Raw genomic sequence first — 23551 nt, forward strand, 5'->3', positions numbered from 1 at the left:
AATTAAGACATGAATTGATGAATATTATAGTTGATCATCAAAGCCAATGAGGTAGCAATCAAGCCATAATTAGTATAAATTGTTTATTTTTATTATCTTGATCTCGAAAGATCGCATTTCACTACATATTTACCACTACCGAAGTTTTGGCTATGTCATGGGGTCAGAATGGAACGACACTTACGACGGTGAGTGTAGATGGAATAGCAACAATTAGCGTTGTTCAAACCGCTGAGTTACAAAAACAATTATGCACCGATCGCCTCAGTCGCAACCTCACCGCGAAAGAGTGGGAACGCTACCTAGACCCCAATCTCACCACCTATCGCCGCACCTGTGCCAATCTCCCCGCCCATCCCTCCGTCGCCTCTAGAGCTTTAGAACTCGCAACCAGCGACCCGAAACAAGCCCGCAACATTCTCCAACACCTCGCCAAGATTGACCCCAACGCCGACCTCGACCCCACTACCTCAGAGCAAGAGACAAAAATCCAAGTTGCAATAGATAACGAACTCGCCCGCCGCAAACGGGATGAGGGCCTAGCCGAAGCGAAAAATGGCGACACCAAAACCGCCACCGACCTCCTCACCGAAGCCATCACCCTCAACCCCAACACCAAAGAGCGCGATCAAGACATAGAAGCCGTGATTGGCGCGATTCAGGATTAGCACAACTCACGCGGTTTTAAACCGGCTTAACAGTGCCAATGGGCTTCAAGTTCCGCTTTACGATCGCGCCATGCCGGTAAAAACTGATCCATGAGGTGATAGAAGCGGGCATTGTGGCTCGGCTCTAAGAGGTGGATCAGTTCATGGACGAGGACATATTCAAGGCAAGCGGGGGAAAACTTCACCAGTTCTAAATTGAGCCAAATCCGCTTGGCGATAATATTGCAACTGCCCCAGCGGGTTTTCATTTGTTTAATCCGCCATTCATTCACCGTGACCCCGATCTGGGCTTGCCAGTGGTGCAACAGAGGCGGAATCATCAGTTTGAGTTGATGCCGATACCAACCGTGGAGGATCTGTTGGCGTTGGGTGGCGGTGCTGTGGGGGGGGGTGTGGAGTTCGAGGGTGTGGGCGGTGGGTGTAACACTGGGTTTACCGACGGTGGGGCAGAGGGCGAGTTCGTAGGCTTGCCCTTGGAAATAGTGGGTTTCGCCACTTTGCCATTGTCGATGGCTGGGGGGGGATTGGGCTTGGATGCGATCGCGATGGCGTTGAATCCACGCCAACTTACAGCGCACAAACTGCTCAAGTTCGTCCCACTGCATCGTATCAGGAGCCGAGAGGGAGATCCGCCCATCCAAGGGATGCACCTTGAGATAAAGGTGCTTAATAGGTTTGCGCGTGACGCGAATGCTCAAGCCGCAGAGAGTAATCGAAGACATGACACTGACACAGCAACCATCCCTATTGTACGGATTCTGGGACTCTCGCGATCCCTAGCGTTGTCCTTTTTGCCAGCGGGCGATCGCACTTTGGGCGGCTTGATAGTTGGGGGCATCGGCTGGGACGAGTTGCGCGGTGGCGATCGCCTGCTCAAACTCACCCCGCGCCGCCCGTGAATTGGCAATCAGATAAATTTGCTCACCCCAGCGTTTGATTAAGTCTTGGGCCTGTTGATAGCCCGGTTGACCGGCGGGAATGGTTTTCAACTCATTGATGCCTTGAATATAGGACGAGGCTTGGGTGTAGCGAATCATCCGACGGGCGGCGCGGATTTTTTCGGAGTTTTGGGTTTGGAGGGCGGCGTTTTGCGTCCATTGGCTGATGTTTTGCTGGGCGGCGGCGTGGCTCTGGGTTTGGCTGGCGGGAATCAGTTGGGCCGCTGCGATCGCCGCATCAAACTGGCCCTGATTCGCCCGACCCTTGGCAATGTCTAAAATCACCTGACTCCAGCGGTTGATATCCGCCTGGGCTTCGGTGTAGAGGGGCGCACCGGGGGGAATGCGGTTCGCTTCGGCGATCGCCCGACTAAACCCAGAGGCTTGGTTGGACTGGATATAGGTGCGGGCCCGCGCCAAAATGGCTTGACTCTCTTCTAGGGTGGTGGGCACAGCCGCCGCATCCGTCGTTGGGGCAGCGGTGGGAGCTTGGGCCGGGGCATCGGTCGGGGGAACCTCAGCCGGGGGAGTTGCCGCGTTCGGGTCTGGGGCAGCGGGGGATGCCGGATCACCCGCTGGCACGGGGGTGATCGGGGCTTCCGTGGCCGGATCGGTGGCGGTGTCCGGGGCCGGGGTGCGATCGCCAAACATCCAATTCAGCAACCCTAACAAGCCCAGGATCAAAAGTAACCCACCGCCCCAGATCAGCCAAGATTGTTGAGATTTTGAGGGCCGGGCCGGGGATGACGGGGCGGCCGGGGGGACGTTGGGGGACGTGGTGGGGGGGTTCAGCATCGAAGCCGGGGGGGGCGGCGAGAAGGGGGGGAGATCTAGCGATCGCGTCGGTTCCGTCACCTCAACTTCATCCTCTTCTGGGGGTGCGCCCAAGGGTTCAGCCGCCAATTCCGGCGGAAACTCTTCCGCCTCCGCCGTGGCCGTCCCATTCTCTGGCACCATCGGGGCCGCCACCGCCGCCAACGGGGGCGCAGTAGCCACCGCTTCGCCCCGACCTTGGGGCAACAGCGGCGCTTGGGCAAACTCAATCGACGGAATAATAATCAGCGGATGTTGCACCGGCCGCCAATGGTGTTCACTCAATTCCGGCAACCGTTCGTAGAGATAACTGCTGATGTTATCTAGGGTGGTTTGGGAGCCAAAATAGCGCAGGGCTTCGAGGAGCGCCGCCGTAAACATGCCATGGCCCAAGGCCACCGCCTCATGGGAGGACTCTTCAATCTGACTCGACAGCAGCAGCGAAACGCCCATTTCCGGCGCGAGTTGGGCCAATTGGGCCCCGACGGGTTCACCGGCAATCACCCCCGGCGAACGGTTAATATCCAGCAGGGCTAAGACGCGGCGATCGCCCTGTCCCTGTAACCGCTTTAACAAGTCTTCTACCGGAATCCCTGTCCCCGGAATATCCGCCGGGTTGCCGTCAATGGGCATCAAATAATCCACCCCTTGCCAACTCACCCCATAACCACTAAAGAAAAACCAGAGCAATGTGCCTGATTGCGTCGCCAGCCAGGTGTCAATCCAATGGCCGATCGTCTCTTTCGTGGGTTCTGTGGTCTGGTTTCCCACCCAGGGGGAGGCATCGGTTAATAGCAACGCCTGCTCCGGGGGGAGTTCTGTCTCTTCCACCAACAATTGATAGATGGCTTGAGCATCATCTTGGGCGTAGTTGAGGGGTTGAATATATTGATAGCGATTGATGCCAATTGCCAACGCGGTGTAGTCTGCCATATCCCCAGTACTTGAACAGGTTGCAAGCTAATTTTAACGGAATTCCTCGATTCTCTCTCGTTCTGGGGGGGCTGGAATCGTAAACAATCACAAAGCGAAGCGATCGCAGGGTGTTATAACGGATTTGGGCGATCCTAGAGGTTTGGCATGAGAGCGAAAAACACCACCAGCAACAAGACCATTTACCCCTGCAACTTCCTCCGGTTTCGGCCCAGGAGCGGGCTGGGTCTGGTGGTCATCGGTTTGGGGATCATGTTTGCCATGAACGTGGGGAATGCGATCGCACCACCCCCCAGCCTCGCCCAAATCCAACCCCGCTCCATCGAACTCCAACGCCGCACCGACGACACCTACGACACCTTTCTCCGCCGCGCCGAAGCCGTCGCCCGCGCCGCTGTACAACGCCAATTCGACAGCAACCCCCTCAGCACCACCGCCACCACCACCATCTACGGCAAAAATAACGGTTTCATCGCTCCCCTCCTCCGCCTCCATGTCACCCGCCGCGATTGGGTCAACCTCCCCGACCCCCAACAATGGGCCACCTATTTCCCCATGACCAAACAACTCCTCGGCTTTGACCCCGAAGCAGACGCACCCCCATCGCCCTAAACTCCAGCGATGGATGGCGCAACGAGGGGAACTGCGAGGGGGCAATCACCGATCAGCTTCAGACAGGGGCGATTGACAGGGGACTTTTGACCAGCGATCGCCCTCAATCACCGTATGGCTTGCCCAGGTGGGATCAGATTCGGGGTAGTCTTGGCGAAAATGGCCGCCCCGGCTCTCGGTGCGAAAAGCGGCACTTTTGAGGATTAATCGCGCCACCTCCAGGAGATTATCGGTTTCCAGCACCTGGCGAATCACCGGCAGCGCGGTTTCTGTTTTGATGAATTCCATCGTGGGGGTGAGGGCGCGGAGTTGCTGCACGATCGCCACCTGTTCAAAGTCCCCTTGCCATTGCTCCACCTGGGCGATCGCTTCATCTAACACCGCCTGGGATCGGCAAATCCCCGCACTGTGCCACATCAACCGCTGCAACGCCTGCCGCTGCTGGGTCATCGCCGCGAGATCACAGTCCGCGAGGGCGTGGGGTTCCGGTTGCAGCGTGGGTTCCTCTGGGGGCGAGGTGACGGTTAACTGACTGAGGCGCGACGCATAGACCACACATTCTAAAAGAGAATTACTCGCCAAGCGGTTCGCCCCATGCACCCCCGTACTCGCCACTTCCCCCACGGCATACAGACCCGGCAGAGAGGTTTCATTGTCCACATTCACCACAATGCCCCCCATCCAATAATGGGCGGCGGGCGTGACCGGAATCGGTTCTTGGTATGGATCGATGCCCCACTGTTGACAGACGCGGATGATGTTGGGGAAGCGGTAACGGATGCGATCGCGGTCAATGGGGCTGAGGTCGAGGAAGACCCGGCCCTGAGTCGGATCGGGTTCGGTGGCTTCGAGATAGTCAAAAATGGCCCGACTGACGCGATCGCGGGGCGCGAGTTCTCCCTTGGGGTGATATCGAAAGGCAAAGCGATCGCCCTTGCGATCCACCAAATGCGCCCCTTCGCCCCGCACGGCCTCACTAATTAAAAAGCGCGGCGCACCGGGTTGCGCCAACGCCGTCGGGTGAAACTGGAAAAACTCTAAATCCCGCAACTGTGCCCCCGCCCGCCCGGCCAACGCCACCCCATCCCCCGTGCTCACCGTGGGATTCGTCGTCTGGGCGAACACTTGACCGCCGCCCCCCGTGGCCAACACCACCGCCCCCGCCCGCAACCAATGGATTTGATCCTGATACCACAACCCCAAACCCTGACAGCGGCTCCCGTCGGGGGTTTGCCAGAGTTTGAGGGCGAGGGTTTGGGAAAACACTTGAATATTCGGGCGCTGCATCACCTGTTCAATCAGGATCGAGACGATCGCCCGCCCGGTGGTATCGGCAGCATGGAGGACGCGGGGCTGAGAATGGGCCGCTTCGAGGGTCATGGCTAATTGCCCATCGTAGCGATCGAAGGCGACCCCGTAATCTACCAGTTGCGCGATCGCATCCGCCGCATGATCGACGAGGAATTCCACCGCCGTTTTGTCACACAATCCCGCCCCGGCTTTGAGGGTATCATCGCGATGAAACACCGGCGCATCGGTGGGAGCGATCGCCGCCGCAATGCCGCCCTGGGCCCACTGGCTCGCCCCCGTGTCGAGCGTTTCCTTGGTAATCAAACAGACGGAATACTGGCTCGGCAAACAGAGGGCGGCATACAGCCCCGCGGCCCCTGCTCCCACTACCACCACATCCACAGCAGCCGGCATAGCCCCCGATGAGCGCGAAACAGTCATGGCACGATTCAACAATTTTTTGAGACTATAGCAGGCTCAGGGGGATTCTCTACGGTTTCGGTGCAAGTTCGGGGCGATCGCGCCCCAATCCCCCACAAAAAAGCCCACCCCCTCAGGAGTGGGTTTTGGATCATCATGAACGTCAAGAGGTGCGATCGCGATCGGCATCAACCCAACGGTTAAGCCGCCACCTCATGCCCCCTCTTCGTCCTAGTCGTAGATCCCATTATTCAAACGAGTGTCCCCTTCCGTGAACACATCCGTCACAGGAACAACCGTGAACTTGTCCAAATTATCCTTTAAGCGTTGTTTCTGCGTTTCGCTCAGTCCTTTAATTTTCAAAACGTCCTCAACAGCCTCATAGGGAGCGTTGCGGACAATTTTTTGAGCCAAGGTGGGGTAAAAGCCCCGTAACTTGCGGAACGCACGAACATTTGTATTATTGAGGTCAAGTTTTGCCCCAAACTCAGTCTCAAGCATCGCGTCCGCATTGTTCCGCAATTGCGCATCCGCCGCTTGGCTCGGTGGAGCACCCCAGCAAAATACACCCACGGAAAATACGGCAATTAGTAACCAGTTGACTAATCTCTTCAACTCAAAATCCTCCTCTGCAAGCAAGCATAGAATGACCGCAGCCATTCTATTTATAGTCATTTAATATCCAATCATCTTATCCTACCAAGGGCCACGCTACGGCCATCATCCGTTACATTTGCCACAGAGCCCACCCCATGGAGTTTGTTAGACTAATCAACTGGGGAACTCCCCAAGCCCATGATGTAGTGAAGCGAACCCACCCCACTCAAATCCCTATGGCTCCAAGCACTCTGTTACTCACCCAAGAACTCCCCAGCCTAGACTATCTCGCCACCCCAGCCCGCTTTGACGGCACTTGGGAAGCGCCCCTCTCCACCCTCCTCGGCCTGGGTCGAGCTGCCGGTGCGGATTTCGTTGAATTTTTTCTCGAACGGGTTAACTATATTAGTTGCTTGGCAGAAGATGATCTAATTACCAGCATTTCCCCCAGCTTGACCACCGGGGCAGGGATTCGCGTCTTTCGCGGCAAGGCTGACTGCTACGTCAGCACCAATGACCTCACCTTCCAGGGTCTTAAAACTGCCCTGGAAAAAGCCCTCTCCATTCTGGGCTTAACCCTCCCGGCTCCCACGGCCTTTATCCCGGAAGTGTGCCTCGAACTGTTGCGGGACTACGCCAAGGCCAAAGATAAAGCACTCTGGCTCCCCGAATGCAGTTCCATCGAAGAAATGGGCGAAATTCTCCTGGCCACCACCGCCAGTTTGGCGCAAGCCGCATCCCATGTGCAATCACGCCGGGCGGCCTTTTTCCGGGATTGGCAAGAGGTGCTTGTCGCGTCCAGTGATGGCACGTTTGCGCGGGATATTCGCCTGACGCAGTCGGTGTCCTGTAATGTGCTCTGTGCCGATGGGGAACATCGCACCTCCAATGGGCTACGGGATGGCGACACCAGTGATCCGGATTTCTTGCGCAATTGGAACTATCAGAAAGCCACTGCCGAAGTGGCCGAAAGTGCGGGGCAGATGCTCTACGCGGACTATGTGGAGTCGGGAACCTATCCGATCGTGATGGCGAACCATTTCGGCGGGGTGATTTTCCATGAGGCTTGCGGTCACTTGCTGGAAACGACGCAGATTGAGCGGGCTACAACGCCGTTTATGGAGATGAAGGGTCAGAAGATTGCCCATGAAAATCTGACGGCGTGGGATGAGGGGCGATCGGATGATGCCTTTGGAACCCTGGATATGGATGATGAGGGGATGCCGACCCAGCGGACGCTGTTAATTGAAAATGGCATTTTGAAGAACTTTTTGAGCGATCGCGCCGGCCAAATGCGCACGGGCCATCCTCGCACCGGTAGCGGTCGCCGCCAAAACTACACCTACGCCGCCGCTTCCCGGATGCGCAACACCTACATCGCCCCCGGTGATTGCTCGGTTGAGGAAATTTTCGCCTCGATTGATAAGGGCATTTACTGCAAGAAAATGGGCGGCGGTAGTGTGGGCCCGACGGGGGAATTCAATTTCGGTGTGGATGAAGCGTATTTAATTGAAAACGGCAAAGTGACCAAACCCCTCAAGGGCGCGATCCTGATCGGCGAAGCCAAGGACATCATGCACAAGATTTCCATGTGCTCTAATGATCTCAGCCTTGCACCGGGATTCTGTGGCTCGATCAGTGGCGGCATCTATGTCACCGTGGGCCAGCCTCACATTAAAGTCGATTCGATCACCGTCGGCGGTCGTTAATCATCATGGTGGGACAGCGCGATCGCCTCGGCAAACACAGCGCGATTCAGTCAGCCTTAACCGCTGACATTAATGATCAACAAAAACCCGTGCGGGCCTTGAGCGAATTGCGCTGCACCTTGGGCGATCGCTCCCTTGTTCCCGACATTAGCCTGTTTCAAGTCGATCGCATTCCTCGCGATCAAGCCGGCGATATTGTCGATGATTTTTTTCTAGCCCCGGATTGGATCATTGAAATCCTGTCCCCGGCTCAATCTTCAATCCGTGTGATCGCCTCATTCTCTCTTTTATTCCACACCAATCCCCCCAAACCCACGAGGGCCAAGCCATTCCGCCCATTCTGCCCCAGCTTGATCCCTGGCAGCCCACCGTTGATCGTATTTTTGCCTGCTTAACCGTTTAGTGATTTTCCCAAGGACATTTTAGCTATGGTTCAAATTCAAGACCTCGCCCAATATACCGCCGACATTGCCCAAAAATTAGGGGTACATAAATATGATGTCTATGGTGCAAATACCGACTCCACCAGCGTACAGGTGGATCATGGTGAACCGAAACAGGTGAAAGCCTCCAACCGTTCCAGCGTGATTGTGCGGGTGTGGAACGACAACGGCACGATGGGGGTGACGAGTACGACGGATGTAGACCCCGTGGGGATTGAATTGGCGCTGAAAACCGCCCAGGATGCGAGTATTTTCGGCGTGAAAGAGCATATCCCCGACTTTAGCCCCGAATCCACCGCCCCGCTACCGGAGGTGACCGCTAACCGAGCCGAACCCACCCCCGTGACTGATTTAATCACCTCCCTAGTCAAGGCGGAGCAGGAACTTTTGGGTGCTCATCCGGCGATTCATAGCGTTCCCTATAATGGCTTGTCGCAACAGGAAATTGAGCGGTTTTATCTCAATAGTGCCGGGGCGTTGCGTTCCGAAGCCCGTACCTATGCGTCGGTGTATCTCTACAGCAAAACCGAGGAGGAGGGGAAAAAGCCCCGCAGTGCTGGGAGTTTTCGGATGAGTCCGGGGTTGGGGAGTTTAGCGATCGCGGACTGCATCGCCGAAGCCCGCGAGAAAACCATTAGTCATCTCAATTACCAAAAAATCCCATCGGGTAAATATCGCGTCGTCTTTTCGGGGGAAGCCTTTTTAGGACTGTTGGGGGCGTTTTCCAATCTATTTAATGCCCAAAGTGTGTTAGATAAGCAGAGTTTATCGACACCGGAATCGATCGGTGTCGCGATCGCCTCCCCCCTGCTGTCCCTGGCGGATGATGCCCTCCATCCTGACAATGTCAGCGCCGAAACCTTCGACGGCGAAGGCACACCCACCCGCCGCGTCCCGCTGATCGAAAACGGCATCCTCACCAGTTTTATCCACAGCACCGGAACCGCCAAACGGATGAACGCCCAACCCACCGGCCACGCCAACATCGGCGCGAAGGTGAGTGTTAGCCCCCATTTTTACCATGTCTTCCCCGGTCAGCCCAGCGAGACACATTACAGCCTTGATGAGGCGGAAAATGTGCTGCTGATTGATGATCTCAGCGCCCTCCATGCGGGGGTGAGTGCGCTCCAAGGGTCGTTTTCTCTGCCCTTTGATGGTTGGCTGGTGAATAAGGGGGAGAAAATTAGCGTCGATTCCGCCACGATCGCCGGGGATTTTCGAGATCTCCTCAAGGCGATTATCTATGTGGAATCGGAGCCGGAACTGACACCGGGCGGGGTCTGTCCTCGGATTTGGGTGGATGATGTGTCGGTGACGGGGGAATCTTAACGGGGAGGCATGGGGGGCGATCGCCTCCTGTCACCATTGCTGTCGTTTCCCCGCTAAGATCACCCTATTGCTGACCTTACGCCCTGTCTATGACTACCCTTTCCCCCGCCCCACCCACCTCTAACCCCTCGACACCGTCCCCCCTCACCACCCTCACCCTTGATGTGGATGGGATGCAGTGCGCGGGCTGTGTGGCGGCGGTGGAGCGACAACTCAAGCAGCAGCCCGGTGTTCATTCGGCCTGTGTCAATTTGATTACAGCGATCGCCGTGGTGGACTACAACCCCGACGCGATCACCCCGCAGGCCATGGCCGACTACCTCACCCAACGGGGCTTTCCCAGTACCCCCCGCCCAGAGGATACAGCGACCCCGACGACCCCGAACTGGCGCGATCGCGCCGCCGCCGAACGTCAAGCCCACCGTCAACGCCTTTGGATCGCGGCGGGGCTGTTGCTCTTTTCCCTGTTGGGCCATTGGCATCATTGGGGCGGGCCGGAAATTCCCATCTTGGGACATATCGCGGTGCATTGGGCCTTGGCGACCTTAGCGATCGCCATTCCCGGCCGGGAGATTTTCACCGATGGGGCGCGGAGTCTCCGCTACGGTAACCCCAATATGAATACCCTCGTGGCGTTGGGGACGGGAAGCGCTTATTTAGCCAGTTGTGCGGCGTTGCTGTGGCCGCAGTTGGGCTGGGACTGTTTTTTTGATGAGCCGGTGATGTTGTTGGGCTTTGTCTTTTTAGGGCGCACCCTCGAAGGCCAAGCCCGCAGCCGCGCCACCGCCGCCCTAGAGGCCTTAATTCAACTCCAACCCCAAACCGCCCGCCTGATCAGCACCGCCGACACAGCCCAGGAAAGCGGCATCACGATTCCGGTGCGATCGCTCCGGGTTGGGGAATGGGTGCGGGTCTTGCCGGGGGAAAAAATTCCCGTTGATGGCGAGGTGATGCAGGGGTCGTCCAGTGTGGATGAATCGATGTTGACCGGGGAATCGTTCCCGGTCACGAAACAGATCGGGGATACGGTGACGGCGGGAACCCTGAACCAAAGCGGCATGATCGCCGTCAAAGTCCAGCGCATTGGCGAGGATACCCTCCTTTCCCAAATCACCGCCGCCGTGGAAACGGCCCAAACCCGCAAGGCTCCGATTCAGAGCTTGGCGGATCAGCTTTCGGGGTATTTCGCCTATGGGGTGATGGCGATCGCTCTCCTCACCTTCCTCCTCTGGCAGGTCTGGGGTGATCAATGGTTGGCGGGTCAAGCGATCGCCAGTGTCCCCAGCTTAATCAGTTTGAAACTGGCGATCGCGGTGCTCGTCGTCGCCTGTCCCTGCGCCCTCGGCCTCGCCACCCCCACCGCGATCCTGGTGGGAACGAGTCGCGGCGCAGAACAAGGGTTGCTGATCAAAGGCGGCGACAGTCTCGAAGCGGCGCACCGTGTGGATACCATCGTCTTTGATAAAACCGGAACCCTCACCCAAGGCCGTCCCCAAGTTACCGAAATTCATCCCCTCAACGATTGGAGCGCCGATCATTTGGTGCGATTCGCCGCCAGCATTGAACAGGGCAGCCAGCACCCCCTAGCCACGGCGATTCTCACCGCCGCCGCCCAGCGCGATCTTGACCTCTATCCGACGGCGGATTTTGTCAGTGCGCCGGGGTATGGTGCGATCGCCACCATCCACCGCCCCGATCACCCCCCCGCCCTCTGTCGCGTCGGTAATGCCGCCTGGCTTCAGCAGGGCAACATCCCGATCCCCGCCGCCCTCGACCCGATTCAGCAATCCCTCGCCCAAGGGGGGCAAACGGTGATCTATCTCGCCTTAGATCAAACCTGTATTGGCTTGATGGCGTTGAGCGATCCCTTGCGGGCCGATGCGCGGCAAACGGTGCAGAATTTACAACAGATGGGCTTGAATGTGGTGTTACTCACGGGCGATCATCCCGATGCGGCGGCCGCGATCGCCGCCCAACTCCACATCACCCAAGTTCTCGCCCAAGTCCTCCCCACCGCCAAAGCCGACCACATCCAAGCCCTCCAAGCCCAAAATCACCGCGTGGCCATGGTGGGTGACGGCATTAACGATGCCCCCGCCCTCGCTCAGGCGGATGTGGGGATCGCCCTCCATAGCGGTACTGATGTGGCTCTCGAAACCGCTGATATTGTCTTGATGCAGCCCCCCAATGCAGAACTGGGCTTACAGGCCGTCGAAAGTGTATTACATTTGAGTCGAGCCACTTTTGCTAAAATTCGGCAAAACTTAGCCTGGGCCTTGGGGTACAATAGCGTTCTGATTCCCACAGCGGCGGGTCTTCTCTTGCCTCGGTTTGGATTTTTGTTAAGTCCACCCATGGCAGGGGCATTGATGGCGTTAAGCTCCGTTATTGTAGTGACCAATTCGCTATTACTGCGCGATCGCCGACTACCATTGTAAAAATCCTGCCCATGCTCTGCCGTCCTAGATTATTTTTTCTGGTTTAGAGAATTCTTGGGCTGTGACACAATAAAAGTAATCACAGCACTGATATCTAGTCCATCTGGCACCAACGTGCCACATCACTATTTTTCCTCAATCAGCAACATGAGGCACACGGGTTGTCTATGACTGCACCGACACCAAAATTGCAGCAAGAACATTTACTGATCGTTGATGATGCTAGGGGACGGCGTTCTGTCCCACTTTTGACTGAGTCGTACCTGATTGGGCGCGATCGCAGCTGTGATATTCACCTCAGTTCCCAATTTGTTTCCCGCCATCACGCAGTTCTAAACCGGAAAACCCGCAGCGATGGCACCGTGCTCTATCAAATCGTCGATGGAGACACAAAAGGACGACCCAGCGTCAATGGGCTTCTGATCAACGGCAAAAAACTGTCCACGCACAACTTACAGCATGGCGACGAAGTCGTTTTTGGCCCCCAAGTGTCCGCAATCTATCAATCGCGTATTTTTCCAGCCCAAACCAACGCCGATCACTTACCCGCCATGTCCCCAGAAGACCCCTTCGACATTACGCTAATTGACCCCGCGATGATGTCCGGAGACACGGAAACGGCAAAACATCAGGACGACATCCCCCTTGACCCAGAACAAGACACCGCCTCGAATCGAAAGGATGTCTAGAGGAGTTGGATTGCACGACAACAGGGCAGAGATGAGACCAAGCCCCAGGGCAATGCCAAGCTACTCGTGCGAGTATTCAGTGAGCCAGAGGCTCACAGTACCTTCCTGGAATCCTCTGTCGTGCGAGCGTCTCACTCGCTGTCCCGGCTGAGAGGGGGATTCAGCACAGGCTAGGTCAACTGTTGAGCATCGGCAACAAGCAAAAGCCCTCAAGCCCGATCAGATTGGGTTTAACCCTAATGGATCTGGGATCTGCTCCGCGTTTAGGCAATCCGTTGCCCCGCCGCCACGGGCCGCTCCGGCTCCAACAGCACCACCGATCCATCCGCCTGCACCACCCCCAACACCAACACCTCGGACATAAAATTGGCAATTTGGCGGGGAGGAATGTTAGTGATGGCGGTGATCATGCGCCCGATCAGACTGTCGGGGGTGTATAGATCGGTGATTTGGGCGCTGGATTTTTTCACCCCCAAGGGGCCAAAGTCGATCCAGAGGCGATAGGCGGGTTTGCGGGCGGCGGGGAAGGGTTCCGCCCGGATGATCGTGCCGGTGTGGATTTCCAGCGTCAAAAAATCGGCGTAACTTGCCTCGTGCATGGGTCTGATGCTCCTGGATCACTGGTGATGCTGAACGCCCTAGATCTCTTTAGGTTTAAAGGCCGGTGCTGTCGAAGGTGCGGATCAGGGCGTTGAGGAAGGCAGAACCCCAGAGGCTAGCGAGACCACCGCAAAGCAGCACTAGGCCTGCGACAATCCCCAGGTGAATCGGTGTCAGGGCGGGGGATGATCCGTAGAGGATGGGCAGGGCGGCAACCATGGCACCGACGCTAGACCCGATGAAGAAACGACCGATCGCAGGCTTAAGGGATGCTGGCGATCGCTGCTGTTCATGAGACATGGACTGAAGGCTCCCGATCATAATGAACGTGATCCAATCATACTGATGCTGTGCCATCCGTTGCTATGGTGCGATCGCCCCCCGTTCGATCAACTGCTGCTGCACCGTGGGCGTTAACCCCAAATTATCCCCCAGCGTCATCTGAGTCAGGGTCGCCCCCGTCCAGACGGTTTCGCTAACCGTCGCCCCGCATAGATTCGCCTGACTGAGGTTCACCCCCGCCAAGGACACCAGAGCCAAGCTCGCCCGCTGAAGATTCGCCCCGCTCAGGTTGGCATTTTCCAAAAATGCGCCGCTCAAGTCCGCCCCGCTCAGGTTGGCTCCGCTGAGATCCGCCCCGCTGAGATCCGCATCACTGAGATCCGCCCCGCGTAGATTCACCCCGCGCAAGTCTGCCCCGCTTAAATCGGTTTCTTGCAAATCCACGCCGAGAAAATCACCCCCGGCAAAGTCAACGGCAGGATCAAGGTGGGCCAACTGGGCTAGGTCGAGCATCCCGGCGGTGGATGCGGTGAGGATTGCCTCTAGGGTGGGGATGGTGGTGGGAAATTGGGCAGGGGCGGCGGGGGGGGAGTCGGTGGTGACGCGGCAGAGGCAGGGCTGTAGGGCAGACCAGAGGGCTTTGACGATCGCACGTTTGGCGATCGCTTGTTGATTCGGACTCAGATCACGAGTCCACAACCCTTCCGCCACCAATACCCCACAGTCCACCAACCGGGGCACGAGATCCAGTTGAAGATCCTGGGGCGGATGGGGCAGGGTGAGGAGGGTTTGATCCAAGTGATGGGCTTGGGGGGGGAAGGTGAGCGACCAATGCAGGGTGCGATCGCCGCTAATTTCCACCGGGCCAAACTCCGAGGTCATCGACTCCGAAGCCGGTAAATGGGGCAACGTCAAATGTAGCCCACTGCCCCGCAACGCCCAATGAACCCGTCCCGCGCCGAGGGGTAACCATTGCGGACAAACCTGAAGTTGTAATTGCAGCGTCGTGCGATCGTCAGACTGATTCAAGATCAGATGCAGCGTCGCCAAATCAGGGAAAGAATTAACGAAAACCAAAGCAGCAGTCATAACAGATTTACCCAGAGTCGAAAGGGTGAGTCAACGGGTTCTGCATCTAACGCTATCATCAAAGGCAAACACTAGCCAGAGGGATGAAAGGGTCAAGGCGGCGTGAGGCGTTGCGGAGGGCGATCGCCAATCCTGTCTAGCGCATCCTCCTAGCATGACACACGTTAATTAGGGGTTTACGGCGGATTGCTGAATTGTAGTAATAATGGGAGTTTAATCCGCCTAGCCCACCCTACAGCAAAACCTAATTTTAGCTGTGTCGTTGCAGTAGGGTGCTGTGAGCGAAGCGTAACGCACCGTTCCATTCAGCGTTAGACATTCAAGACGATCCGAAGCTTAAATCTTGACGCTGCACTTGATCAAAAACCTTAGCAAAGAGGGCATAGCGTCGCAGGGGGTGCGGTTGAGCATAACGGCGGCTGATCGCTTGGGAGGGGTTGCGATCGCGCATTAACCCATGAATGATCCGCCCATACCCCAACTGCGCCGCCACCCGATGACAATCCGCCACCAACACCCGCCCCAACCCTCCATAGGCCCACCCCGGCCAACGCGCCACCGTTTTCAGCACGACCGTATTCCCCGTCCGATCACACCAATCAGGAAACGCCCACACCAAACCCACCACACGCCCCTGATCCAGAGCGACGCGAATTAAATCCGGCCGCAGGTAGGGTAAAAGGGCGTGGTACTGCTGCTCAAAATCCGGATAGGGCAGGGGGGTAAACAAGGGGGTCTCAGCGAACGCGGCATGGATGAGGTGATGGATCGGGGGCAATCGGTCAGAGAGGCGATCGCAGTCGAGGGCGTTGATGGTGATCCCGTTTTGGGTGAAGCGATCGCGCCACACATCCGCCGGCGGATCGCGCCGCGTCACAACGTCACAGAGGGCAGATCGATAGGTCAAACAGGGCATAAACCCCCCTTGAGCGAGGGCGGCGGGATGGTGGGGCGGCGTAATCGGTTCGAGGGCGAAGGAGGGCGCAGTGCCGGGGTCAATCACGGCGCGATAGGGTTGCCAGGTACTGCCGTCAATGGGCGCGATCGCCGCCTCGCACCATTCAGCCCGTAACCGTTCCTCCGCTGCCCTGAGCAAGGCCACCCCCTCAGCCACCGTCCGAAACGACAACCGCCCCAAATACCCCGTTTTTCGCCCGCGCCACGGCGGAACCTGCCGCCACCAGAGGGCCACTTCAGATCCGTCCAGATGAGCGATCGCGTCAGGCTCTCGGATCATGGCCACAAGACAGCCTTAGGATGATGCTCCTCTGTTCCATGCGTTTTTTGCGATTGTGTGGTGATTTGGATCAAACCCCTTCTCTACCCCCTTTTCAACATTCTTTATCCTGTCATAAAAGTTCTATGCATGGGCTTGTATCGATTACTGTTAATAACAGTGATTAAAACTGAACTCATGAAAGGCATTGTATTGGCAGGAGGATCGGGCAGTCGCCTATATCCCATCACATTGGGGACATCTAAACAACTCCTACCCGTTTACGATAAACCCCTCATTTACTACCCCCTATCAGTCTTGATGCTGGCTGATATTCGAGAAATATTAGTAATTACCACCCCTCAAGATCAAGCCAGTTTCCAGCGTCTCCTCGGTCACGGCAATCAGTGGGGATTAAATCTCAGTTATGCTGTTCAACCCCAACCGGACGGATTAGCTCAAGCCTTTTTGATCGCTGAGTCTTTCATTGGTGAAGATTCTATTTGCTTAGTCTTGGGAGATAACATTTTTTATGGACAAAGCTTCACCACACAATTACAACGTGCCGTTACTACGACCAAAACTCAGGGAGGAGCAACCATTTTCGGCTACGCTGTCAAAGATCCCCAACGTTTCGGAGTCGTAGAATTTGATCAGCATGGACAAGTATTATCAATTGTGGAAAAGCCTCAAAATCCACAGTCTAACTATGCTGTGACCGGGTTATATTTCTATGACCATCACGTCATTGATATTGCCAAACAGATTCAACCCTCACCCCGAGGTGAACTAGAAATCACCGATGTACATCGAGCCTATCTTCAACAGGGCCTGTTACGAGTGGAGTTACTCGGTCGCGGCTTTGCCTGGCTTGATACCGGAACTCATGATAGTTTATTGGAAGCCTCCCAGTTTGTTCAAACCATTGAGCATCGTCAGGGCTTAAAAATAGCCTGTCCAGAAGAAATTGCTTATCACAAAGGCTGGATTACTCCAGAGCAACTTGCCGTAATGGCAGATAAACTCTCTAAAAATGGCTACGGTAACTATTTAATTCAACTCTTAGAAAAAGTTATACCATGCAGGTGATATCCACTAAATTACCGGAAGTGAAGCTCATTTCACCCCAGGTATATCATGATGATCGAGGGTTTTTCGTGGAAACCTTTCAATGCGATCGCTATGCAGCCCAGGGGATTGGTCCGCAGTTTGTCCAAGACAACTTATCCTATTCTCGGAAAGGCATCTTACGGGGTCTACATTTTCAATATCCTCATGCTCAAGGAAAATTAGTGTCTGTATTGCAAGGAGAAGTCTTTGATGTGGCAGTCGATATGCGAGTCGGCTCACCTAATTTTGGACAATGGGTCGGAGAGATCATCTCAGCAGAAAACAAGCATCAACTCTGGATACCAGAAGGATTTGCTCACGGCTTTTGTGTCACCAGTGATGCCGCATTATTGGTTTACAAATGCACAGACTTTTACCACAGAGAAACTGATATTAATTTACGCTGGGATGATCCTGATCTAGACATAGCTTGGCCCATTAAAAACCCAGAACTTTCGGACAAAGATACCCACGCCCCCTATCTCACTGAAATCGAACCGACTCGACTCCCTCAATATCACCCAAAGTGTTCATGAATCAAACCTATATTTCCGTTTTACTCGTGGGGGCTGGGGGACAACTAGGACAGGCTTTAATCGCAACGGCTCCTCCCCAAGTACAAATCAAAGCATTCAACCGTCAGCAATTAGATATTAGCGATCGCGCAGCAGTGATTGACCTAATTACTGAAACTAAACCCACTTGGGTCATCAATGCAGCCGCTTATACGGCTGTTGATCAAGCAGAAAAAGAACCCACTTTAGCCTTCACCATCAATGGAGATGGCCCCGGCTATTTAGCTCAGGCTGTGGAGACAATAGGAGGACGATTGTTGCATATTTCCACAGATTTTGTTTTTGATGGTAAAGCATCAAGACCCTATCAACCAGACGATAGGCCTAACCCCCTCAGTGTTTATGGCGAAAGTAAGCTAGCGGGAGAGCAGCAAATATTACGTATCCTCGGAGAGAAGAGCCTCATCATTCGGACAGCCTGGTTATACAGCGTCATCAACCATAACTTCGTGTCTACTATGTTGAGGCTCATGCAGACACGCGATGAAGTGCGCGTGGTCGCGGATCAGGTCGGCACACCTACGGCAGCTACCACCTTAGCTCAGGTTCTGTGGCAAAGTATCGCTCAAGATATACAGGGCATTTATCACGTTACAGATGCAGGTGTTGCGAGTTGGTATGATTTCGCCGTGGCGATACAACACCATAGTTATCAGTTACATTTACTAGATCGAGTTGTGCCTGTGCAGCCAATTTCCACCCTAGAATTTCCCACCCTAGCAAAGCGTCCTAGTTATTCTGTCTTGGATAAATCTCGTACTTGGCAGCAACTAGCAATCACACCTCACCATTGGCAAGCAGTATTATATAAAACACTGCAGACGTTGAGTCCGATGAACTGACAATAGATCAGTGCAAAATTCTAACTCAGAGAATATTTATAGCAGTAGCATGACACAGCTAAAATGATACTTTATTGTAGGGTGGGTTAGGCGGCTAAAGTATAGGTCATAAGTGCAATTCAGCAATCCGCCGTAACCCACAGATTAACGGATTTCGTGCCAGTAGTAGCCAGAAAAAGGAGGACATCTAAACGTTGATTTTTAAATAGATGAGGGCTGAAATGTATCAATATCTCAGCAATTATTTTTTATATTTTATCCAATATAGATAGCTGTCTTCATCACCGACAATACTACCTTTAAACGTTGCAATCAATGAAAGATCAGAAGACTCTTCAATCGATAGAGGCGCATTGAGGATGAATATAGAATCTTGACTACGGCGCGAGACTTCTTCTTGAACTCTCGCTATAGCGTCTTCCGTCGTAATCGCTTGACGCTTGTTATTCCATAAAACAAATGTTCCAAATCCATCCCGATTAGGATAATAGATCTCTCGATCTAGATAAGCCGGAAAAGATGCGGCTGACCAATCCGGAAAGCCAGACAGGAAAAAATCTTCTCTCGCATATTTTGTTTGAATGAAGTGTGACGCGGCTTGAGCGGTAGAAAAAGGATGAACTAGATCTATACCCCATGCATAAAAACCAGAAATAAAATGGCAAACGAGTAAACTGGTAATGATCACTTCTTTTCGTTTTTCAAAAATAGAGAAATTAAAAGAACTTAGTAATCGATCAATTTTCTGATCCAGAAAGTTCCACGAAAAAAAGACTTTATAATACTTTGCAATCCATAAACACGCTATGAACAAAATCCAAATATGACCATAGTGGCGTGCCGCTCCAAAATACTTTGTATAGTTAAATAGTAATATACTGCCTAAGCCAGACAGATAAATCAAAAGTGGAATAGGGGTACGAATCAAACATAAAATAGAAAAGCAGAGTAAGGGTAAAAATAGGGGAGCCTGCACCCAAATACCCATAATATATTGATTCCAAAATGTTACTTTTAATGCAGGAATTGGCAAGAAAGATTTGTATAAGATTGATAGACTAGAGAAAAATCGATTAGCGTCAAAATGAAAAAACCAACCCTCAACATTTGCGCGATCAGCAGGAGCAAAAAATTGCATCTGAGCTAATGCAATAGTTATGCCTAGAATTGCAATTACAAGATATATTGATGCAAGTTTTGGATTGTTTTGTTGCCTCAAAATCGAATGAGTTAACGTTTCATTTTGAGAATTTTCTTGTTGCAACCAAGGTAAAAATATCACTTCAATACTCAAACCCAAGAGTATTGAAAATGCGACAACTAAAGTATAAAATGAAACATTCGCCATGACAGCTAATATGATCGAAATAGCTAAATAGTTGCGGTGGCGATCAGTTATTAGCTTGCAACACCAAAAAGTTGATAGTATTCCCAAAGAATAACTGCGGCTCACTAATGCATATTCAAAAAAAGAAAAGTAGCTAAACGTGAATAAGATAATCTGAAAGCGACTAAATCGACTATATAAACTAAATAAATAAACAGATCCTGTTGCGATCATGATGTGGAAAATCTGCATGGCGATCGCATTTTTTGTAATCCGGGTTAGTCCATAAACACAGAGATACCAAATACTCGGATGACCATCATATCGCATTTGATAGAACAGATTCCAAAGTGATTCACTTTTTTGAGCAACAAGCCAAGTATGAATTTCATCTCTCCACATTTCATGATGTAAAATACCAAAAAAAGCTAGGCTAAAAAAAACTAAACTGAGAATGAGAGAAAATCGAACTTGATGCTTATGCTTAATTTGAGAATTCATAGAGACAGTATTCAAAAAACATGAATCAAAAAAATTGGATGCCAAAATATGAAACGAAAGCTATTTGATCACTACTTCTGTTTAAGATCACGACGTGCGACAACAATACATTGATAGCCTAATAGTCTAGGGAAACAATAAGTACAGAAAGCGAGGATGCGATTTAGTAAAATCATTAGCTTATTTTGAGGATGTAGACCTAATACTAATTCAATAGGCATTACTGTCATCATTTCTTTGATGACTTGATAGCCATTTTCTTCTAGAAGTGTTCTGATGGTTTTACGGGTATAAAAACGATAATGAGTACGATCAAGAATACCTCGTTCAGTGTAATTCCAGGCTCCAAAGAGAAGACTGAGACGGATTGTGATGTTCGCAACATTGGGCACTGAAACAATGAGACGACCATGGTGATCTAAAACTTTTTGACAATCGTTGAGTAGTTTTTCTGGATGATAGAGATGCTCTAAAATATCTGGCAAAAGCACTGTATCAAATTTTTCTTCTGGCCGCACAGATTGAACTGTGTTCGTGAAATAGCCTAATTGAGACCAAGCATCAGATAACCCTTTTTGTAAATCTGCTTGGATGTAGTATTGGAAAGTATCAATGTTTTTCGGAGTATCTAAAATATCAATTCCTGACACTTGATTATGATGAGATAATGTTGCAGCGAGAAATCCATGGCCACAACCAATATCTAAGACTCGATGCCCAGACCCCACAAGACGGGAGAAGAGATAGTGGCTAGAATATTTACTCTCTTTAAGAGGATATTTGACAAAAAATTCTTGATATTCAGGATATTTTTTGATTGAGCGGACTGTTTGTTTATAACGAATGACTGAGCGAAACACATCCTTCGCATATTTCAGTCCATTCACATGACAGATTTCTGTGCCATAATAGGTTGGAATTGGAACTTCGTGAATTCTAAAATGATGATGATTTAGTTTAATAATAATTTCTGTATCAAAGTGAAAATCATTAGTCATTGCAGAAAAATCAAGTTGACTTAATGCAGCTATGCTATAGGCACGGTAGCCACTATGAAATTCAGTTAGATTCATATTGAGTGACCAGTTTTCAAACTGAGTTAAGATTTTGTTGCCAATATATTTATAAAGGGGCATTCCTCCTTTGATTGCTCCTCCATATTGTGTCATCATTCTCGAACCAAAGACGGCATCAGCCTGGTCTGTTACTAGTGGGTGATATAAATGAGATAATATTTCTGGCGCATACTGACCATCACCATGTAATAACACGACAACATCAAATCCTTTCTCAATAAAATATTTATAGCCTAGTTTTTGATTGCCACCGTAGCCTAAATTCTTAGGGTTTTGAAAGATGTTTAAGTTATGAACTTTTGCTCTTTGCTTGTATCCTAATCCGAGTTCATACGTGTGATCTTGACTGGCATCATCGAAGACAACAATTTCGTCAACATTATTCCAAACATCTTCAGGAATTCGATTCAATACTTTCACAAGCGTTGAAACGGCATTGTAAGCAACGATTAGTATGCCAATGCGTTTATTATTGTTGTTGGCAGATACAGCAATTTTTGAAGAGGGTAAATTCTTTTTGTTAGAATGAATTTTAGTGTTCATAGGGATCAAAAGATGAATGGTGAGTTAGGGAGAATCGTTAGGGCTTGATTTAGGGGAATCAGGGGCGATTTTTTGAAAGAGAAGGACATCGTTTTGGTTGTAGGTCACGGTGAAATCAGGGCGGCTTTCGAGGTAGCGTTGGGCGGTTTCAATCGTATCAGGAAATTCACCGGGATGCCGACGATTGAATAAAATAGCATCGATTTGGGTGAGATCACGCTGGGGCAGGCTGGGGTCAATCAGGTAAATGTCGCGGCGATGGGTGAGGTGGGGGGCATATTCACCCTGGGTGATTATGCCAACATTGGGTTCGACTTGGGCGATCGCATCCCGCATCGTTACCCAAGTATCGAATTTCTCAAGATAGAGACTGCCGAAATAATAGTATTTTCCGAGGGCGAGAAAGCCAATTGTTGCCCAAGCAATGAGAAATTTAGGACGGTAGATGAAGGATTTGGGGTTATGGTTGAGGATGGCGATCGCAGTGAGAATGAAGAAGGGTAAAATCGGCAGGGCGTATTGATGAACGAGGTCTTTTTGGGGTTGATAGGTAGTAATTAAATTTAAGATCAGGGCGGGGGCTGCACCGATTAACGGCAGACTATAGCGAGGTCGTAAAATCCAAAAGATCGGTGCAAATAGTAGCACTAAATATTCTAAATTAGCCAGGCTCAACACCGGGCCGAGAATGCGGTGCGGCTGCAAAATGAGGGTTTGAATCATTTCGCCAATGGACTCGCCTAAATAGTCATAGCGGCCATCGGACATTTCCACCGCCGCATCCATGCCGGTGAAGTGGGGAAAAATCCATTGAGTGGTAAAGATAAACCAAGCGGTTCCTAAGAGCATGGCCCAAAATCCATACCATTTGGGCCGCTCACCCAATATGATCCAGAGTCCTAAACCGACAACTGTTAAGGACAAAATAGCTTTGCAACCGAGGATTAACAAAATACAGCCGAAAAAGGTCAAGAAACGATGCGATCGCAACGCTAGCACGGCCCCTAAAATGGCTGGAACTGCGAGGGTATCGGGGTGAAAATCAAAAAGATTCGCGTTGAAAACCACAGGATAGAGGTTGTAAGCCAGGGCGATCGCAACGGTGTGACCTGAGGATAGTCCGGCTTGTTGCGCTAGTTTGGCTGCGAGGATGCCCCCCAAAGAGAGGGCGATCGCTTGCACGGCAAAAAGCCAATACACCGACGGATAGATCCAATACAAGGCAGCGAGGGGATAAAAAATCCATGCCCCATGATCACCAAGAATATGGAAGCCGGAAAAGGACACAATGGGAGGCTTGCCCATCGAAATCAGATAGGTTGCTTGATCAAACCAGCCTAGATCAAAGGCATGGGAATTAAACAGAAGATGCCGAATTGAGGCGCAGCTAAAGAGAATCAAACTCTGCACTATACCCCAATACAAAATGATTTTTGGTCGCTGCATTACCTATCCAAACTGTAAACTGAGAGTAATCTAATCACAATGTCCACCGGATTGAGGCTGCTATA

21 protein-coding genes are annotated in these 23551 nt (G+C 52.2%); 10 read left to right on the top strand and 11 right to left on the bottom strand.

Annotated features, from left to right (window positions below):
• Positions 1-152 precede the first annotated feature (152 nt).
• Positions 153-668, top strand: coding sequence for a hypothetical protein (locus PN477_RS04810; protein ID WP_272147037.1), 516 nt, complete (start codon positions 153-155; stop codon positions 666-668).
• Positions 669-694: 26 nt separating this feature from the next.
• On the opposite strand, the gene PN477_RS04815 is transcribed toward PN477_RS04810, so the two are convergent.
• Entirely contained in the window at positions 695-1390 is a 696-nt protein-coding gene (locus PN477_RS04815) for a M48 family metallopeptidase (protein WP_272119401.1), read from the bottom strand.
• 54 nt (positions 1391-1444) lie between these two features.
• Positions 1445-3352 carry a caspase family protein gene (locus PN477_RS04820; RefSeq protein WP_272119403.1) on the bottom strand — a complete coding sequence of 636 codons (1908 nt, stop codon included), beginning with the start codon at positions 3350-3352 and terminating at the stop codon, positions 1445-1447.
• A 147-nt stretch (positions 3353-3499) separates the two neighbouring features.
• Here PN477_RS04820 and PN477_RS04825 point away from each other — a divergent pair, with 147 nt between their 5' ends.
• Complete coding sequence (locus PN477_RS04825) at positions 3500-3964, top strand: hypothetical protein (RefSeq protein ID WP_272147039.1); 465 nt, start codon at positions 3500-3502, stop codon at positions 3962-3964.
• Positions 3965-4009: 45 nt separating this feature from the next.
• Here the strand turns inward: PN477_RS04825 and nadB are convergent, their stop codons facing one another.
• Both nadB and psbU read right to left on the bottom strand, forming a co-directional pair.
• On the bottom strand, positions 4010-5695 hold the full coding sequence (gene nadB, locus PN477_RS04830) for an L-aspartate oxidase (RefSeq protein WP_272119407.1): 1686 nt from the start codon (positions 5693-5695) through the stop codon (positions 4010-4012).
• A gap of 210 nt (positions 5696-5905) precedes the next feature.
• Positions 5906-6289, bottom strand: a complete 384-nt coding sequence (gene psbU / locus PN477_RS04835; protein WP_417158752.1) for a photosystem II complex extrinsic protein PsbU — start codon at positions 6287-6289, stop codon at positions 5906-5908.
• A 218-nt stretch (positions 6290-6507) separates the two neighbouring features.
• On the opposite strand from psbU, the gene PN477_RS04840 reads away from it, so the two are divergent.
• From PN477_RS04840 to PN477_RS04860, 5 genes are all read left to right on the top strand, one after another.
• Positions 6508-7980 carry a TldD/PmbA family protein gene (locus tag PN477_RS04840; RefSeq protein ID WP_272119411.1) on the top strand — a complete coding sequence of 491 codons (1473 nt, stop codon included), beginning with the start codon at positions 6508-6510 and terminating at the stop codon, positions 7978-7980.
• A gap of 5 nt (positions 7981-7985) precedes the next feature.
• The gene (locus PN477_RS04845) at positions 7986-8375 is read left to right on the top strand and encodes a Uma2 family endonuclease (RefSeq protein WP_272119412.1); all 390 of its coding nucleotides are present in this window, start codon (positions 7986-7988) and stop codon (positions 8373-8375) included.
• 33 nt (positions 8376-8408) lie between these two features.
• Positions 8409-9752, top strand: coding sequence for a TldD/PmbA family protein (locus PN477_RS04850; protein WP_272119414.1), 1344 nt, complete (start codon positions 8409-8411; stop codon positions 9750-9752).
• A gap of 89 nt (positions 9753-9841) precedes the next feature.
• Positions 9842-12190, top strand: a complete 2349-nt coding sequence (locus PN477_RS04855; RefSeq protein WP_272119416.1) for a heavy metal translocating P-type ATPase — start codon at positions 9842-9844, stop codon at positions 12188-12190.
• Positions 12191-12357: 167 nt separating this feature from the next.
• Positions 12358-12879 carry an FHA domain-containing protein gene (locus tag PN477_RS04860; RefSeq protein ID WP_272119418.1) on the top strand — a complete coding sequence of 174 codons (522 nt, stop codon included), beginning with the start codon at positions 12358-12360 and terminating at the stop codon, positions 12877-12879.
• Positions 12880-13142: 263 nt separating this feature from the next.
• Here the strand turns inward: PN477_RS04860 and PN477_RS04865 are convergent, their stop codons facing one another.
• The 4 genes from PN477_RS04865 to PN477_RS04880 form a co-directional block, all read right to left on the bottom strand.
• Entirely contained in the window at positions 13143-13478 is a 336-nt protein-coding gene (locus PN477_RS04865) for a tRNA-binding protein (protein WP_272119420.1), read from the bottom strand.
• 55 nt (positions 13479-13533) lie between these two features.
• Positions 13534-13779, bottom strand: a complete 246-nt coding sequence (locus PN477_RS04870; protein ID WP_272119422.1) for a hypothetical protein — start codon at positions 13777-13779, stop codon at positions 13534-13536.
• A gap of 63 nt (positions 13780-13842) precedes the next feature.
• On the bottom strand, positions 13843-14850 hold the full coding sequence (locus PN477_RS04875) for a pentapeptide repeat-containing protein (protein WP_272119424.1): 1008 nt from the start codon (positions 14848-14850) through the stop codon (positions 13843-13845).
• A 319-nt stretch (positions 14851-15169) separates the two neighbouring features.
• Positions 15170-16087: a hypothetical protein gene (locus PN477_RS04880; protein WP_272119426.1), complete on the bottom strand. Its 918-nt coding sequence runs from the start codon at positions 16085-16087 to the stop codon at positions 15170-15172.
• Between the two features lie 177 nt (positions 16088-16264).
• On the opposite strand from PN477_RS04880, the gene rfbA reads away from it, so the two are divergent.
• From rfbA to rfbD, 3 genes are read left to right on the top strand one after another with little or no spacing between them, the layout of a single operon-like run.
• On the top strand, positions 16265-17155 hold the full coding sequence (gene rfbA, locus PN477_RS04885; protein WP_272119488.1) for a glucose-1-phosphate thymidylyltransferase RfbA: 891 nt from the start codon (positions 16265-16267) through the stop codon (positions 17153-17155).
• On the top strand, positions 17146-17712 hold the full coding sequence (rfbC, locus tag PN477_RS04890) for a dTDP-4-dehydrorhamnose 3,5-epimerase (protein ID WP_272119428.1): 567 nt from the start codon (positions 17146-17148) through the stop codon (positions 17710-17712). Before rfbA ends, rfbC begins: the two co-directional genes overlap by 10 nt.
• A complete protein-coding gene (rfbD, locus tag PN477_RS04895; protein WP_272119430.1) occupies positions 17709-18593 on the top strand; it encodes a dTDP-4-dehydrorhamnose reductase in 885 nt (294 codons plus the stop codon). Before rfbC ends, rfbD begins: the two co-directional genes overlap by 4 nt.
• A 241-nt stretch (positions 18594-18834) precedes the next feature.
• On the opposite strand, the gene PN477_RS04900 is transcribed toward rfbD, so the two are convergent.
• The 3 genes from PN477_RS04900 to PN477_RS04910 all read right to left on the bottom strand — a co-directional run bounded on the left by PN477_RS04900 (position 18835) and on the right by PN477_RS04910 (position 23486).
• Positions 18835-20421 carry a hypothetical protein gene (locus tag PN477_RS04900; protein WP_272119431.1) on the bottom strand — a complete coding sequence of 529 codons (1587 nt, stop codon included), beginning with the start codon at positions 20419-20421 and terminating at the stop codon, positions 18835-18837.
• 71 nt (positions 20422-20492) lie between these two features.
• Complete coding sequence (locus tag PN477_RS04905; RefSeq protein WP_272119433.1) at positions 20493-22040, bottom strand: glycosyltransferase; 1548 nt, start codon at positions 22038-22040, stop codon at positions 20493-20495.
• Positions 22041-22064: 24 nt separating this feature from the next.
• Positions 22065-23486: a DUF2079 domain-containing protein gene (locus PN477_RS04910; RefSeq protein ID WP_272119435.1), complete on the bottom strand. Its 1422-nt coding sequence runs from the start codon at positions 23484-23486 to the stop codon at positions 22065-22067.
• Positions 23487-23551 lie beyond the last annotated feature (65 nt).

The sequence above is a fragment of the Spirulina subsalsa CS-330 genome, assembly GCF_028330765.1.
Taxonomy (GTDB): Bacteria; Cyanobacteriota; Cyanobacteriia; order Cyanobacteriales; family Spirulinaceae; genus Spirulina; species Spirulina subsalsa_A.

What these genes read in the sequence shown, in the direction of transcription:
- PN477_RS04810 (WP_272147037.1), top strand. Translation starts at nt 153, where the DNA reads ATGTCATGGGGTCAGAATGGAACGACACTTACGACGGTGAGTGTAGAT.
- PN477_RS04815 (WP_272119401.1), bottom strand. Translation starts at nt 1,390, where the DNA reads ATGTCTTCGATTACTCTCTGCGGCTTGAGCATTCGCGTCACGCGCAAA.
- PN477_RS04820 (WP_272119403.1), bottom strand. Translation starts at nt 3,352, where the DNA reads ATGGCAGACTACACCGCGTTGGCAATTGGCATCAATCGCTATCAATAT.
- PN477_RS04825 (WP_272147039.1), top strand. Translation starts at nt 3,500, where the DNA reads ATGAGAGCGAAAAACACCACCAGCAACAAGACCATTTACCCCTGCAAC.
- nadB (WP_272119407.1), bottom strand. Translation starts at nt 5,695, where the DNA reads ATGACTGTTTCGCGCTCATCGGGGGCTATGCCGGCTGCTGTGGATGTG.
- PN477_RS04840 (WP_272119411.1), top strand. Translation starts at nt 6,508, where the DNA reads ATGGCTCCAAGCACTCTGTTACTCACCCAAGAACTCCCCAGCCTAGAC.
- PN477_RS04845 (WP_272119412.1), top strand. Translation starts at nt 7,986, where the DNA reads ATGGTGGGACAGCGCGATCGCCTCGGCAAACACAGCGCGATTCAGTCA.
- PN477_RS04850 (WP_272119414.1), top strand. Translation starts at nt 8,409, where the DNA reads ATGGTTCAAATTCAAGACCTCGCCCAATATACCGCCGACATTGCCCAA.
- PN477_RS04855 (WP_272119416.1), top strand. Translation starts at nt 9,842, where the DNA reads ATGACTACCCTTTCCCCCGCCCCACCCACCTCTAACCCCTCGACACCG.
- PN477_RS04860 (WP_272119418.1), top strand. Translation starts at nt 12,358, where the DNA reads ATGACTGCACCGACACCAAAATTGCAGCAAGAACATTTACTGATCGTT.
- PN477_RS04865 (WP_272119420.1), bottom strand. Translation starts at nt 13,478, where the DNA reads ATGCACGAGGCAAGTTACGCCGATTTTTTGACGCTGGAAATCCACACC.
- PN477_RS04870 (WP_272119422.1), bottom strand. Translation starts at nt 13,779, where the DNA reads ATGTCTCATGAACAGCAGCGATCGCCAGCATCCCTTAAGCCTGCGATC.
- PN477_RS04875 (WP_272119424.1), bottom strand. Translation starts at nt 14,850, where the DNA reads ATGACTGCTGCTTTGGTTTTCGTTAATTCTTTCCCTGATTTGGCGACG.
- PN477_RS04880 (WP_272119426.1), bottom strand. Translation starts at nt 16,087, where the DNA reads ATGATCCGAGAGCCTGACGCGATCGCTCATCTGGACGGATCTGAAGTG.
- rfbA (WP_272119488.1), top strand. Translation starts at nt 16,265, where the DNA reads ATGAAAGGCATTGTATTGGCAGGAGGATCGGGCAGTCGCCTATATCCC.
- rfbC (WP_272119428.1), top strand. Translation starts at nt 17,146, where the DNA reads ATGCAGGTGATATCCACTAAATTACCGGAAGTGAAGCTCATTTCACCC.
- rfbD (WP_272119430.1), top strand. Translation starts at nt 17,709, where the DNA reads ATGAATCAAACCTATATTTCCGTTTTACTCGTGGGGGCTGGGGGACAA.
- PN477_RS04900 (WP_272119431.1), bottom strand. Translation starts at nt 20,421, where the DNA reads ATGAATTCTCAAATTAAGCATAAGCATCAAGTTCGATTTTCTCTCATT.
- PN477_RS04905 (WP_272119433.1), bottom strand. Translation starts at nt 22,040, where the DNA reads ATGAACACTAAAATTCATTCTAACAAAAAGAATTTACCCTCTTCAAAA.
- PN477_RS04910 (WP_272119435.1), bottom strand. Translation starts at nt 23,486, where the DNA reads ATGCAGCGACCAAAAATCATTTTGTATTGGGGTATAGTGCAGAGTTTG.